Annotated in this window: 11 protein-coding genes; 6 read left to right on the top strand and 5 right to left on the bottom strand. The window is 55.0% G+C overall.

All coding sequences use genetic code 11. The features are described 5' to 3' along the window. The first annotated feature begins 14 nt into the window (after nucleotides 1-14). The 3 genes from araH to LJN55_RS10835 all read left to right on the top strand — a co-directional run bounded on the left by araH (nucleotide 15) and on the right by LJN55_RS10835 (nucleotide 3,040). Entirely contained in the window at nucleotides 15-995 is a 981-nt protein-coding gene (gene araH / locus LJN55_RS10825; protein ID WP_133845166.1) for an L-arabinose ABC transporter permease AraH, read from the top strand. A gap of 11 nt (nucleotides 996-1,006) precedes the next feature. Continuing rightward, nucleotides 1,007-1,927 carry an arabinose operon transcriptional regulator AraC gene (gene araC, locus LJN55_RS10830; protein ID WP_133845164.1) on the top strand — a complete coding sequence of 307 codons (921 nt, stop codon included), beginning with the start codon at nucleotides 1,007-1,009 and terminating at the stop codon, nucleotides 1,925-1,927. Between the two features lie 72 nt (nucleotides 1,928-1,999). Then, on the top strand, nucleotides 2,000-3,040 hold the full coding sequence (locus LJN55_RS10835; protein WP_212814266.1) for an oxidoreductase: 1,041 nt from the start codon (nucleotides 2,000-2,002) through the stop codon (nucleotides 3,038-3,040). Nucleotides 3,041-3,092: 52 nt separating this feature from the next. Here the strand turns inward: LJN55_RS10835 and add are convergent, their stop codons facing one another. After that, complete coding sequence (add, locus tag LJN55_RS10840; RefSeq protein ID WP_200642144.1) at nucleotides 3,093-4,091, bottom strand: adenosine deaminase; 999 nt, start codon at nucleotides 4,089-4,091, stop codon at nucleotides 3,093-3,095. 172 nt (nucleotides 4,092-4,263) lie between these two features. Between add and LJN55_RS10845 the strand changes: the two genes are divergently transcribed. Further along, nucleotides 4,264-5,604, top strand: coding sequence for a hypothetical protein (locus LJN55_RS10845; protein WP_227536232.1), 1,341 nt, complete (start codon nucleotides 4,264-4,266; stop codon nucleotides 5,602-5,604). Between the two features lie 40 nt (nucleotides 5,605-5,644). On the opposite strand, the gene LJN55_RS10850 is transcribed toward LJN55_RS10845, so the two are convergent. Together LJN55_RS10850 and manA are read right to left on the bottom strand one after the other, a co-directional pair. Further along, complete coding sequence (locus LJN55_RS10850) at nucleotides 5,645-7,147, bottom strand: YdgA family protein (RefSeq protein WP_227536233.1); 1,503 nt, start codon at nucleotides 7,145-7,147, stop codon at nucleotides 5,645-5,647. Nucleotides 7,148-7,284: 137 nt separating this feature from the next. After that, nucleotides 7,285-8,469 carry a mannose-6-phosphate isomerase gene (manA, locus tag LJN55_RS10855; protein ID WP_227536376.1) on the bottom strand — a complete coding sequence of 395 codons (1,185 nt, stop codon included), beginning with the start codon at nucleotides 8,467-8,469 and terminating at the stop codon, nucleotides 7,285-7,287. 199 nt (nucleotides 8,470-8,668) lie between these two features. On the opposite strand from manA, the gene fumC reads away from it, so the two are divergent. After that, a complete protein-coding gene (fumC, locus tag LJN55_RS10860; protein ID WP_159337192.1) occupies nucleotides 8,669-10,066 on the top strand; it encodes a class II fumarate hydratase in 1,398 nt (465 codons plus the stop codon). 39 nt (nucleotides 10,067-10,105) lie between these two features. Here the strand turns inward: fumC and tus are convergent, their stop codons facing one another. Next, nucleotides 10,106-11,041, bottom strand: a complete 936-nt coding sequence (gene tus, locus LJN55_RS10865) for a DNA replication terminus site-binding protein (RefSeq protein WP_227536234.1) — start codon at nucleotides 11,039-11,041, stop codon at nucleotides 10,106-10,108. Between the two features lie 181 nt (nucleotides 11,042-11,222). Then, nucleotides 11,223-12,431 carry an MFS transporter gene (locus tag LJN55_RS10870; protein ID WP_227536377.1) on the bottom strand — a complete coding sequence of 403 codons (1,209 nt, stop codon included), beginning with the start codon at nucleotides 12,429-12,431 and terminating at the stop codon, nucleotides 11,223-11,225. A gap of 162 nt (nucleotides 12,432-12,593) precedes the next feature. Here LJN55_RS10870 and LJN55_RS10875 point away from each other — a divergent pair, with 162 nt between their 5' ends. After that, the gene (locus LJN55_RS10875) at nucleotides 12,594-13,481 is read left to right on the top strand and encodes a LysR family transcriptional regulator (RefSeq protein ID WP_227536235.1); all 888 of its coding nucleotides are present in this window, start codon (nucleotides 12,594-12,596) and stop codon (nucleotides 13,479-13,481) included. The last annotated feature ends 84 nt before the right edge of the window (nucleotides 13,482-13,565 follow it).

The raw sequence follows: 13,565 nt of genomic DNA on the forward strand, positions 1-13,565 counted from the left end.
TGCAGGAGAAACCTATGTCAACGACTTCATCTGTTACACCCGCTGCCCCATCGCGCTTCAGTCTGAGCCGTGTGTGGGACAACTTCGGCATGCTGGTGGTGTTTGCCGCGCTGTTTATTGCCTGCATGGTGTTTGTGCCGAATTTTGGTTCCCTTATCAATATGAAAGGCTTAGGGCTGGCGATGTCGATGTCCGGCATGGTGGCCTGCGGTATGCTGTTCTGCCTGGCGTCCGGCGACTTTGACCTGTCGGTAGCCTCGGTGATTGCCTGTGCCGGTGTCGTCTGCGCGGTGGTCATCAACATGACCGAAAGCCTGTGGATCGGGGTGATTGCCGGGCTGTTACTCGGCGTGGCCTGCGGCTTTGTGAACGGTTTCGTGATTGCCAAACTGAAAATCAACGCCTTGATCACCACGCTTGCCACGATGCAGATCGTGCGCGGGCTGGCGTATATCTTCTCCGACGGTAAAGCCGTGGGTATCGAAGACGAGCGCTTCTTCGCCCTGGGTTATGCCAGCTGGCTGGGCGTGCCGGCCCCGGTATGGTTGACCATTATTACCCTGGTATTGTTTGCTTTCCTGCTGAACAAAACCACCTTTGGGCGCAACACGCTGGCGATTGGTGGCAATGAAGAAGCCGCCCGTCTGGCCGGTGTGCCGGTGGTACGCACCCGTATCATCATCTTTATTCTTTCCGGCCTGGTGTCGGCAGCGGCGGGAATTATTCTGGCATCGCGTATGACCAGCGGCCAGCCGATGACCTCGCTGGGTTATGAACTGATTGTTATCTCAGCCTGTGTGCTCGGCGGCGTCTCCCTGAAGGGCGGTATTGGGAAAATTTCTTATGTGGTGGCCGGGGTTTTGATCCTCGGAACGGTGGAAAATGCGATGAATTTACTCAATATATCGCCTTTCTCACAGTACGTGGTACGTGGTCTGATATTGTTAGCAGCGGTGATTTTCGACCGTTACAAACAAAAAGCGAAAGCGGTCTGACAGGAGGCGTTATGTATCATCGTCTGGCGCCCGTGGCGCAATCCAACCCGTTACTGCCCGGCTATCCGTTTAGCGCCTGGCTGGTGGCGGGGCTGACGCCCATTAATGCGATGGGGCCGCTCGATTTCTTTATCGACCGTCCCCACGGCATGAAAGGCTACATTCTCAACCTGACGATCAAAGGGCGCGGGCGGGTGTTTGACGGTGAAGCGGCCTTCGATTGTGAACCCGGTGACCTGCTGCTGTTTCAGCCTAAAACACCGCATTATTACGGGCGTCTGCCGGACAGCGATTGCTGGTATCACCGCTGGGTTTATTTTCGTCCGCGCGCCTACTGGAGCGACTGGCTGGAGTGGCAGGATGAGGCGCAGGGCGTGGGGCGACTGCGGCTGCCGGAGTCATTACGCGGTGAGTTTGACCGTCTGTTTGCCAATATCGAACATACCCATAACTCCGGGCGTCCGTTTGCAGAAGAGCTGGCAATGAACCTGCTGGAGCGTTTGCTGTTGCGGGCGGTACAGGAAGATCCGCGCAGCCAGCAGCAGGTGCGCGATGCGCGTGTGGTAGAAGCCTGCCAGTATGTGACCAACAACCTGGCCGCAGAGGTGAAAATCGAAGAGGTGGCCAAACATGTCTGTCTGTCACCGTCACGGCTGGCGCATCTGTTCCGTGAGCAAATGGGCGTGAATCTGCTGCGCTGGCGTGAAGACCAGCGGGTGATCCGGGCCAAACTGCTGTTGCAGACCACTCAGGAGCCGATAGCCAGCATTGGCCGTGAAGTGGGCTATGACGACCAGCTCTATTTCTCGCGCGTGTTCCGCAAGCGGGCGGGTGTCAGCCCCAGCGACTTCCGTCGCCGCAGCCTGGACGCCCATGATGCGCTGGTTGCTCAGGAAACCTGGCATTTACCCCGACGTGCCCAGGAGGCGTAATTCAGCCAAATCCTTCTTGTGGTTAGTGAGTTGATCGTCTTAAATCAACGGGTAACCACGAGAGGGATTAATATGAGTGACAAGATTCGAGTTGGCCTGGTCGGCTACGGCTTTGCCAGTAAAACCTTCCATGCACCGCTGATTGCCGGCACATCAGAAATGGAACTGGCCGCCATTTCCAGCAGTGATGCGACCAAAGTCCAGGCTGACTGGCCGTCGGTGCAGGTTGTGTCCGATCCCCAGACGCTGTTTGACGATCCCACCCTGCACCTGATCGTCATTCCTACCCCCAATGAAACCCACTTCCCGTTAGCCAAAGCCGCGCTCACCGCGGGTAAGCATGTGGTGGTGGATAAACCGTTTACCGTGACGTTGTCACAGGCGCGGGAGCTGGATGCGCTGGCGAAGGCCAAAGGCCTGTTGCTGTCGGTGTTCCATAACCGCCGCTGGGACAGTGATTTCCTGACGGTGAAAGCATTGCTGGCTGAAGGGACGCTGGGGGACGTGCGTTATTTCGAGTCACACTTTGACCGTTTCCGCCCTCAGGTACAGCAGCGCTGGCGTGAGCAGCAGGTGCCGGGCAGCGGTATCTGGTACGATTTGGGTCCACATCTTATCGACCAGGCATTACAGCTGTTCGGTTCCCCGGTGGCGATTAATGTTGATACCGCCGAGTTGCGTGCGGGTTCAGTGACGACCGACTATTTCCACGCCACGCTGATCTACCCACAGCGCCGCGTGGTGCTGCACGGCAGTTTACTGGTGGCCGCCGAATCTGCGCGTTATCTGGTGCATGGCACCAAAGGCAGCTATGTCAAATTTGGCCTCGATCCGCAGGAAGACAGCCTGAAGTCCGGTGCACGTCCGCCGCAGGAAGACTGGGGCTACGATATGCGTGACGGCGTACTGACGCTGGCGGATGGGGATGTGATGATAGAGAAAGCGCTGCTGACCATTCCCGGTAACTATCCGGCGTACTATGCAGCGATCCGTGATGCGGTGAACGGCACAGGTGAAAATCCGGTGAAAGCGGAAGAGGCGATTCAGGTGATGGAACTGATCGAGCTTGGCCTGCAATCGGCTGAGAAACGCCAGACGATGTCACTGAAATAGCAGACGGGCTGATGCCCCGGTAGGGGCGGGTCATGACCCGCCCTTGTTAGCGTTACGCTGCAACGCGAGCGCGAACCGCTGCTTTCTCAGCATCGCTGAGGAATGCAATCTTCAATCCGTTCTCCTGCGCCGTACGCATTTGTGCCTGGCTCAAACCGGCTGCCGGGGCTGCCACATGGTACTCGTGACCAATCTCAATCCCCTGGACTGCCGGGTCATCCGTATTGATCGTGGCCAGGATGCCGTGCTCCAGGAACGTTTTCAGCGGATGACGGGCGAGTGAAGCCACGGTGCTGGTCTGAATATTGGAGGTCAGGCAGGATTCCACACCAATGCTGTGTTTTACCATAAAGTCCATCAGTGCCGGGTCTTCCACCGCTTTCACGCCGTGACCAATACGTTCTGCCCCCAACTCACGAATCGCTTGCCAGATGCTTTCCGGCCCTGCGGCTTCTCCGGCGTGGACGGTAATGCGCAGTCCGGCATCACGGGCGCGCGTAAAATGGCTGAGGAACTGGCTGCCAGGGAAGCCAAGCTCATCTCCGGCAAGATCCAGTGCGGTAATGCTGTCACGGTGTGCCAGCAGGCCGTTCAGCTCATCCAGACAGGCTTCTTCACCAAAGGTACGGCTCATAATGCCAATCAGACGCACATCAATATTATTTGCGCTGCAACCCGCTTTAATCCCGTCGATAACGGCTTCAACCACACCCGCAATCGGCAGGTTGTGGGTCATTGCCATATAGCCCGGGGAGAAACGCAGTTCAGCATAATGAATACCGGCACGTGCCGCATCCTGCACGTTTTCCAGCGCCACACGGCGGCAGGCATCCAGAGAGCCCAGCACTTTTACGCCCCAGTCCAGCTTATTGAGGAAACTCACCAGGTCAGGCTCGGTTTCAATCACCTGCACATGCGGGCGCAGGGTTTCCAGCGTGCTGGCAGGCAGCGTCAGATTAAACTCACGGCCTAAATCGAGGATGGTTTGTGCGCGAATATTGCCGTCAAGGTGGCGGTGAATGTCGGTGAGGGGAAGCTGGGAATCGATCATATCGGCACTCTCTGTTTTTTTAATAAAGTGCGGAGCATTATAAAAACTTATTGCGCAACAGCGCCAGTTAATTGCGCATCAGGTTAAAGGTTTTAGTTTTTTTGCCGAAAATAGCATCAGAAGTACCACATTTACTGTGACGCTACGGCGTAAGGCCAAGGGACTGAACGCAATGACTGTTATTTCTTCTGTTGGAAACCTGTCAGTGAACACGTTGCCGGGCGCAACGAAACTGGCCACTACCGCTGCGGCGGTAGACACGTTACAAACGCCGCCCCTCTCCTCAACCACGGTGTCTCTCGGCCAGTCTGCGGCAGCGAGTCCCGTTTATTCTCTGCCACGTGTTTCAACAGCTGCGACGCAAACCGACAATCAGGGCACCCTGAGCGTCAAAACCGCCAGCGGCGCGGAGGTTGAACTGACCCAGGCCAGTGATGGATCGGGTATTGAGATTAAAGTAAACAAGGGGACCTTGAGTGAAGCTGAACGCAGCGCGCTTGAGAAGCTGTCGGACGGTTTTAAGAAGGCGATGGAAGGGCTGGCAGGTCAGCCACCGCGTCTTGACCTGAGTGGCTTGACCAAATTTAACAGTGCAGTACTGACGTCAGTTGATTTGCAGGCGAAGGTGACGGGCGAAAATAAGCTGACGCTGGCTTTTCATGCTGACACTAATACGCGTTCGGTAAAATCCACCGGCACCCTCGGCACCGTGGATATCAGCGTGGATATGAGTAAGCGGGCGATCCTGGGTAATGAGGGCCAGCAGCAGCGGGCGCTGAGTCAGTATCTGACGCAATTCGACCGGGCACAAAGCCGGGGTGAGGGCAACAGTACGCTGATGGCCATGTTCAAGGATGCCTTTACGGCGCTCAACAGTCACTACGACAGCAGTACGCCCGCCCAAAGTCGTCCGCAAACCCTTTATCTCTCCCTGACGCGGACGGACAAAAACATGCTGACCGGACTGGCAGATTTTACGGCTTCCGTCACACAAACCCCGCAGTCGCCAAATCCGATACGTCTGAGTGAGGCTGATACCTTCTCGTATCAGGTATCGCAAACCAGCACGCTTTCCGGCACCAGCGACCAGAATCGTAATATCACCCAGAAGCAGCAGTCACATCTGACCGCCAGCTTCCATAAAGCGCTGACCTCCGGGCTGCAACTCGCGCTGACCGCGGACAGAAACGCGCAGAATTATTTCTACACGCAGATTGATGATAAGGCGGAAAGCACCACAGAGGTGCAGTATCGCAAAGGGGCGCTGGTGTCAGCCACGCTTGACCAGTTGGCGAGTACCTCAACGCGAGAACAAAAGTATGTAAGAGGGGAGCTGATGTCCGATACGACAACCCCTGAGCAGAAATCAACATCCACCGATCTGCTCGGGAAGTTGCAGTCAGCCTGGAAAGCGGAGAATCCACGGGCATCCTTTGCGGATTATCTGCGCCAGCATACACTGCCAGATTTTGGGGAAGACGTGCTGTTAAATTCAGATCCTGCCAGTCTATAAAGCCAACGGGCCGCTGTTGCGGCCCGTTGGTTAACACATCTTACTGCGGCATACCTTCCGGTACCGCTCCGCCACCCAGCATATAGCGGGAGAGGAACTGTTCCAGTGGCATCTTCTCACCGTTCATGGTGATCTGACCGGCGCCATATTGCAGGCTGATGGTGATGTTATTATCCTGCTGCGTGGTCAGTTTGAACATCTGACCCATCGCCGCCAGGCCTTTCACCTGCTGGTCAGCCAGTTTCACCGCATCTTCCTGCTTGTAGCCTTCACCCATGGCGACGTGAGTCATCATTTCGGTCGCCATTGGCATCGAAACAGCCAGTTTGGTATCCAGCGTTTTCAACACACTGTCCACTTGCTGACCCAGATTCTGCACAGGGGCAGTGGCAGTAGACGGATCTTTGAACTGTGCATTCAGGGTATAGGTGCTTTCCCCTTTGTCATTTTTCCAGCTAAATGGCGCAATGCTGATGGACGGATCGCCCTTCAACAGCAACGACAGGTTAGCCGTCAGCAGTTCACTGGCGCGCTGCTGATAAAGCTCAGGGTTTTCCTGCATCGCTGGATCGTTGGTCAGCGCCTGCACCTGGCGATTATAGTTTTCAGAGAAGGTCTTGACGGCTTTGCCATCGAAGCCATCCAGTTTAATCGTCAGCTTGCCCTGGCCAAAAGGCTGACCCTGCAATTTCAGGCTGTCTAAACTGTAGTCAATCAGGCCGGAAACGCGGTTGTTGGTGGAGTCAAAACTGGACTTACCGTTCAGTCCTTCAGCCACCATCGCTTCTTTACCTTCCACCGCCGCGCTCAGTTTTTTCAGATTGATGGTCTGATCGCCAATGCGCAGTCCTTCCGGGCTGAGATGGGTATTGGCATCAATTTTCAGGCCGTTGACGGTAAACAGCACCGGCATATCCAGCTCATTTTTGGTGGTCATCACCAGGCTGTCGATATCACCGCTAAAGTCGACCTTATCGCCTTTGTCATCGGCGCTCACCTTCAGGGTGCCGCCATTGAAGGCAAAGCGCTCACCGGTTTGCGCATTGCTGTAATCGGCCGGCAACAGGCGAATGTCTGAATCGGTGCTGCCGCCGTAGCCGATACGGGTTTCTGCCTGCACGATGGACTGACCTTTGGTGATTTCAAACAGCTTTTTCACCACCTCGGTATTCTCCAGTTCACTATGAACGGAGGCCATGCTCGGCATCAGGTTGAATTTTTTCAGCTGGGCCAGCGGGAAAGGGCCATGATCGATATTTTCACTGAAAATGATGCTCTGGCCTGGCTTCAGAATAGAGTTATCTTCGGTTTGTGAACTCGACTGTAAGACAAAGCGCGCATGGCTGCTGAATACGCCACGCTGGAAATCCTGGTAGCTCAACTTCAGCCGGCTTTCCGGTGCCGTGTTCTGGATTTGCGCGTTAGCCTGCTGAACCATCTGGTCCATGTTTTTTTCCAACTGCTTGCCAGTAAACCAGGCTCCCGCAGTCCAGGCCACGCCAAGAGCAATCACTACACCCACGGCAATCTTTGTTTTTTTCATCTGTAATATCGTCCTTTTCTGTTCACGAAGACGGGCGTACCCGTTCAGGTCCTGCAGGTAACCCTTTGGCGATAAAAAACGCCATAACGGCGTTTTTGATAATTCCTGGATAATCTTAGCAATTCTGGCCGCTGACGTCAGCCGCAATTCGGCAGATCGTTATAGACTCGCGCCACGCGGCCGGTACCGCTAAGCGTCAGAGGAGACTCGCTGGCGGTAATCCATGCTGACTCGCCTGCTGTTAACGACAACATCTGTTCATCCCATTTCAGCAGCGCGTCACCTTCAATACAAAAGAGGATCGCCGCGCTTTGCTGGCTAACGGTTAACGGATCGTCGGTCAGCGTGTGGATGGCAAAGGCGAAATCGTCCACCGGAATCGGGAAGTTAAGCGTTTTTCCCTGCTCCACGGGTGTGGTCAGCAGACTCTCTGCGGGACGGGAATCAAAGCGCAGATTGGCCAGCAACTCCGGGACATCGATGTATTTCGGCGTCAACCCGGCACGCAGCACATTATCTGAATTTGCCATCACCTCCAGCGCCACACCTTGCAGGTAGGCATGCGGTGTTTCGGCGAACAGAAACATCGCATCAGACGGCTGTAAGGTGATGACGTTCAGCAATAGCGGGGCAAACAGGCCGCTGTCATCAGGATAAACGTCAGCGATCTCAGCGATGGTCTGCCAGGGTTCAACAGACTGACTGGCAACGGTGGTGCGCAGGATATCCAGCGCGAGGGATTTCTCTTCATCCTGCATAGAGAGCAGGCTGGCAAACAGCGCAGCGAGAGACGTGGTATCTGGCGTATTTAGAAAATGGGCAATGGCCGGATGAGCGCCTGCGACCGGCTGTAGCAGCGAGACGATTTCAGACAGCGGACGGAAGCCGTTAATTGCTTTAAACGGCGTCAGCGCGTACACCAGCTCCGGTTTATGATTGGCATCTTTATAGTTTCGCGTGGCCGCATCCAGCGGAACGCCGCTGGCGTTTTCGCGTGCATAGCCAACTTCGGCCGCCGCTTTACTCGGATGCACCTGAATCGACAGCGGCTGTGCAGCGCACAGCACTTTAAATAAAAACGGCAACTCGCCAAAACGCTGCGCCACACCGGCACCTAACTGCGCAGGCGGGTCAGCATCGATCACATCGCGAAGCGAGCGAGATTTGCCATCGACGACGATGTGCGATGGGCTTTTCGGATGGGCGCCCATCCATAATTCGGCCATCGGCTGCTGCGACGGATTAGCGATCCCATACAGTTCAGTGAGCGCGGTTTTACTGCCCCATGCGTAATTTTGCAGCGAATTGATTAATTTTTGCATCATATCTCCCTGGTCATTCACTGGTTACTGGATGTATTAAAGCAGAAAAGCACCGCTGAAAGACAATCGGGATGCAATAAACGCGAATGAGTCGCATAATCGTAACCTGGTGTATGTCAGACTACCGCCGCGCTTTTTAACCGCAAAACGGCTAATCAGCGTCAATAATATTCATATGTTTGTGCTCAAGGAGACAGAAATGGCTGCGAACCGCGTTGAAAAAGATTCAATGGGACCGATTGATGTACCTGCCGACAAACTCTGGGGGGCGCAAACGCAGCGTTCTCTGGAACATTTCCGTATCTCCACGGAGAAAATGCCTGCTGAACTGGTGTATGCGCTGGCGCTGACCAAACGGGCGGCGGCAAAAGTGAACAATGACCTCGGTCTGTTACCGGATGACCGCGCAGGCGCGATCATCAAGGCGGCGGATGAAGTGCTGGCCGACAAGCATCAGGGTGAGTTCCCGCTGGCTATCTGGCAGACCGGCTCGGGTACACAGACCAATATGAATATGAACGAGGTGCTGGCGAACCGCGCCAGCGAGATCCTCGGTGGCGAACGCGGCATGTCACGCCTTGTGCATCCCAATGATGATGTGAACAAGAGCCAGAGTTCCAACGATGTCTTCCCAACCGCGATGCATGTGGCGGCGGTGGTGGCCGTGCAGGAACACCTGATCCCTGAGCTGAAAGTGCTGCAACAGACGCTGCATGAAAAAGCTGAAGCTTATAAAGACATTGTCAAAATTGGTCGTACTCACTTGCAGGATGCCACACCGCTGACGCTGGGCCAGGAGATCTCCGGGTGGGTGGCGATGTTAAGCCACAGCCTGAAGCATATTGAACAGAGCATTCCACATGTTGCCGAGCTGGCACTGGGTGGTACAGCGGTCGGTACCGGGCTGAATACTCACCCTGAATATGCCGTGCGCGTTGCCCAGGAGCTTGCTGAGCTGACTAAACAGCCTTTTGTCACCGCGCCGAACAAGTTCGAAGCCTTAGCCACCTGTGATTCGCTGGTTCATGCCCATGGTGCGCTAAAAGGCCTGGCGGCATCACTGATGAAAATCGCCAACGACGTGCGCTGGTTATCATCCGGCCCACGCTGTGGCATCGGTGAAATCGCTATCCCGGAAAACGAGCCGGGTAGCTCCATCATGCCGGGTAAAGTGAACCCGACGCAGTGTGAAGCCATGACCATGCTGTGTTGTCAGGTGATGGGCAATGATGTGGCAGTAAATATCGGTGGCGCATCCGGTAACTTCGAGCTGAACGTTTACCGTCCGATGGTGATCCATAACTTCCTGCAATCTGTTCGTCTGCTGGCGGATGGGATGGACAGCTTTAATCACCACTGCGCTATCGGTATTGAGCCAAACCGCGATCGTATTACTCAATTGCTGAATGAATCTCTGATGCTGGTTACCGCGCTGAATACGCATATTGGCTACGATAAAGCGGCTGAAATTGCCAAGAAAGCGCATAAAGAAGGGCTGACCTTGAAAGGGTCTGCGCTAAAGCTGGGTTATCTGACGGAAGAAGAGTTTGATGCCTGGGTACGTCCGGAAGAGATGGTCGGCAGTATGAAGGTATAAGCTGCTGCCAAAAGCCAGGTCTTAGACCTGGCTTTTTTTTTATGCCTGCACCAGACGATCGGTATAAAGATGTAAGCGCGGGATCAGTAAATAGAGCGGCTGAGCATCAGGTTTGTAACGATGGGTCACGTTAGCGGCATCATAATTCAGCAGCTCTCCCAGTTTTGGCACGCTATTGGCGTCCTGGCACAGTACCAGCAACGGAGAAGGGCAGGCCAGCTGGGTTTGTTTCCGATCGCTGCTGCTCCAGACGCGGGCAATCGGTTGTACTTTCACCGGGCGTTTAATTTTCAATGCCGCGCCTGCAGGCAGTGACTTTACCGCTTCAATTTCGCTCTGGACGCGTTCGGCCCATTGCTCACGTGTCCAGGGGGCCACGGCACGCCCGGCCTTCAGGCTTTTTTCCAGCGTTGCCAGCATCTCATCACGACTGATATTTTTAATAATATGCTTATTCGCCCAGCCAAAGCGCACGGAATCGGGCGCTTCAAGCAACGTCAGCGAACGGTAAGCGTTCAGGGTAATCAACCCGCGCAGATGGCGGTGGACAAACTCGAACCGCTCCTCGCTCGGCAGGCCCGATTCCACGGTAATAATCTGCTCCAGCCGTTGTTTCAGTTGATTGATTGAGGCGACCTGCTGGTGGAGCAGGGCAGACTGCGTATTATCGGCTTCCAGGCACACCGCACCAGGAAGACGCACCGCCGCCTTAGTGCTCAGTTTTTCTGACTGGTGCTGCATAAACAAACGCGCAAAATGCGTCAGGGAGCGCTGCAGGGCGGCCTGACCAGTCAACTGCTCAACCTTAACCTGCGTCAGCGGGTCGTGCTCCTTACCTTTTTCCACCTCTGGCAGTTCAAACACCCTGGCGGTCAGCAGACGCATACTGAGGATCTGCTGCTTTAATGCCTCCAGTTCTTGTTCGAGATCGGCCACACAGCGGTGAAGCTGCTCAACAGTATCGTAATGACGCATGACACCTCCATTAGTTACAACATACTAATGACTATAGCAGTCCAAAACAGAGATGAACATCAACAACGGTGTTTTTTGCGTCGCGCAGGGGAAAATGGTGCCATTGATCAGAGGGCGTCATTTTCTGTTGGGGCGGACCGTGTTTTTCGGTCCGCCTGTGACAACGCATTGTACTCGGAAGTTAGAGTTTTCGTCCGTGTAGACGGCTTCCTACCAGTAACGCCAGCACCAGCATGGCAGCAATAAACGCTGTAATTCCGTACCAGCCAAAATGATGCCAGAACACACCGCCGAGCGTACCGGCAACGCTTGACCCCAGATAATAACTGAACAGGTACAGCGATGATGCCTGGCCTTTAGCGCGGCGCGCACGATGGCCAATCCAGCCGCTGGCAACGGCATGTGCAGCAAAAAATCCGGCGGTAAACAACATCATACCTGGCAGAATAAACCAGATATTGCTGGCGAGAGTGATCAGAAGACCGCTCAGCATCAGTGCGGTGGAGAACAGCAGCACCGGTGCGCGTCCATATTTTGCCGTCATCGCACCGGCTTTAGGCGAACTCCATGACCCCGTGAGATAGACCACCGACAGCAGGCCGACAATCGCCTGATTCATTGAATAAGGCGGCGAAAGCAGACGGTAGCCGATGTAGTTAAACAGGGTGACAAAGGCCCCCATCAACAGAAAACCTTCGGCAAACAACAGCGGCAAACCGTTATCGCGCCAGTGCAGCCGGAAGTTAATCATCAGACTACGCGGTTTAAGCGAAGCAGGGCGGAAATGGCGCGAGGCAGGCAGAATTTTCCAGAACATCAGCGCAGCGGCCAGTGCACAGCAGCCGATGGCCATCACGGCAATGCGCCAGCTGCTGAAATCGGTGATCACACCGCTGAGTAAGCGGCCGCTCATACCGCCAATCGAGTTTCCGCTGATATACAACCCCATCGAAAACGCCACCATACTGGGATGGATTTCTTCACTCAGGTAGGTCATCCCCACGGCCGCAACGCCACTCAATGACAGACCCGTCAGCGCACGCATCAGTAAAATCCCGTGCCAGCTGGTCATGGTCGCGGACAGCAGGGTACAAATTGCGGCCAGCATCAGCGCGGTCACCATCACCGATTTACGCCCGATGGCATCAGATAACGGACCGGTTACCAGCAGCCCAAGCGCCAGCATCCCGGTGGAAATCGACAGGGAAATACTGCTGGTCGCCGGGGAAACGCCAAACTCCTGCGACAGAACCGGAAGGATCGGCTGTACGCAATAGAGCAGGGCAAACGTCGCCAGCCCGGCTGAAAATAGCGCCAGCGTGACGCGCATAAATTGAGGAGTACCACGTTTGATATAGAGATTTTTATCGACAGCAGGTGAGTCGGTAATGGCAAGAGATGCACGGTCAGCAGAATACGGCGGTCTGACGGCATGGGATGAGCGGTTCACAACAGATCCTTAGAGATATTCAGGGAGTTCACGTTGTAAAGGGTAAGAAAGTCAGATTATGATGTCTAATATATTAATAATCTCGAATGATACTTTTAACATATGAATATCGAACTACGTCACCTGCGTTACTTTATTGCCGTGGCAGAAGAGCTGCATTTTGGTCGTGCGGCACTGCGCCTGAATATTTCCCAACCGCCGCTCAGCCAGCAAATTCAGATCCTCGAGCATGAAATAGGCGCACGCCTTTTCGCCCGTACCAACCGCAGCGTCCAGCTGACGGCGGCCGGGCAGCAGTTCCTGCAGGATGCCCGTCTGGTGCTGCAACAGGTGGATCAGGCTGCCGATAAAGCTGCGCGCCTGCATCGCGGTGACGAAGGCGAAATACGTATTGGTTTTACGTCATCTGCCCCGTTTATCACCGTCGTATCAGACGCTTTGTTCACCTTTCGTCAGCGCTTCCCGGCGGTCCATATCCAGATGCAGGAGATTAATACACGGCAGCAACTGGCGCCGATCGGGGACGGGCGGCTTGATTTAGGCGTGATGCGCAATACCCTGCTGCCGGAAACCCTCGATCATCAGCTGCTGCTTCGTGAACCCATGTATGCGCTGGTGCATCGTGCCCATCGCCTGGCGGGCAGGCCGCAGATTGCCCTGAGCGATCTGGCGCAGGAGCCTTTTGTCTTCTTTGACCCGCAGGTGGGAACGGCGCTGTACGGTGAAATTCTGGGTTTACTGGGCCGCTACAATATTCAGCCCAATATTGCTCAGGAGGTGGGGGAAGCAATGACGATTATCGGCCTGGTGTCTACCGGACTGGGCGTCTCTATTCTTCCGGCATCGTTCCGACGCGTCCGCCTGAGCGATGTGGTATGGATCCCGCTGGTGGAGCAGGACGCGCGTTCGGAAGTGTGGCTGGTGTGGTCGAAGCAGAGAGAGGTGCCGTCCGTCGTTGCCGCGATGATGACGTTGTTATTGCCGAAATGATCCGGCAATCGCGGAAAACATGAGCGTTCAGCGACGGTTTATGTGCGGCAAATCACATATCGAATCAAATATTTGACGCCATCT

Source organism: Erwinia rhapontici, from assembly GCF_020683125.1.
Classification (GTDB): domain Bacteria; phylum Pseudomonadota; class Gammaproteobacteria; order Enterobacterales; family Enterobacteriaceae; genus Erwinia; species Erwinia rhapontici.

Excerpts from the sequence above, each read along its gene's own strand:
- araH (WP_133845166.1), top strand. The coding sequence starts at position 15 with ATGTCAACGACTTCATCTGTTACACCCGCTGCCCCATCGCGCTTCAGT.
- araC (WP_133845164.1), top strand. The coding sequence starts at position 1,007 with ATGTATCATCGTCTGGCGCCCGTGGCGCAATCCAACCCGTTACTGCCC.
- LJN55_RS10835 (WP_212814266.1), top strand. The coding sequence starts at position 2,000 with ATGAGTGACAAGATTCGAGTTGGCCTGGTCGGCTACGGCTTTGCCAGT.
- add (WP_200642144.1), bottom strand. The coding sequence starts at position 4,091 with ATGATCGATTCCCAGCTTCCCCTCACCGACATTCACCGCCACCTTGAC.
- LJN55_RS10845 (WP_227536232.1), top strand. The coding sequence starts at position 4,264 with ATGACTGTTATTTCTTCTGTTGGAAACCTGTCAGTGAACACGTTGCCG.
- LJN55_RS10850 (WP_227536233.1), bottom strand. The coding sequence starts at position 7,147 with ATGAAAAAAACAAAGATTGCCGTGGGTGTAGTGATTGCTCTTGGCGTG.
- manA (WP_227536376.1), bottom strand. The coding sequence starts at position 8,469 with ATGCAAAAATTAATCAATTCGCTGCAAAATTACGCATGGGGCAGTAAA.
- fumC (WP_159337192.1), top strand. The coding sequence starts at position 8,669 with ATGGCTGCGAACCGCGTTGAAAAAGATTCAATGGGACCGATTGATGTA.
- tus (WP_227536234.1), bottom strand. The coding sequence starts at position 11,041 with ATGCGTCATTACGATACTGTTGAGCAGCTTCACCGCTGTGTGGCCGAT.
- LJN55_RS10875 (WP_227536235.1), top strand. The coding sequence starts at position 12,594 with ATGAATATCGAACTACGTCACCTGCGTTACTTTATTGCCGTGGCAGAA.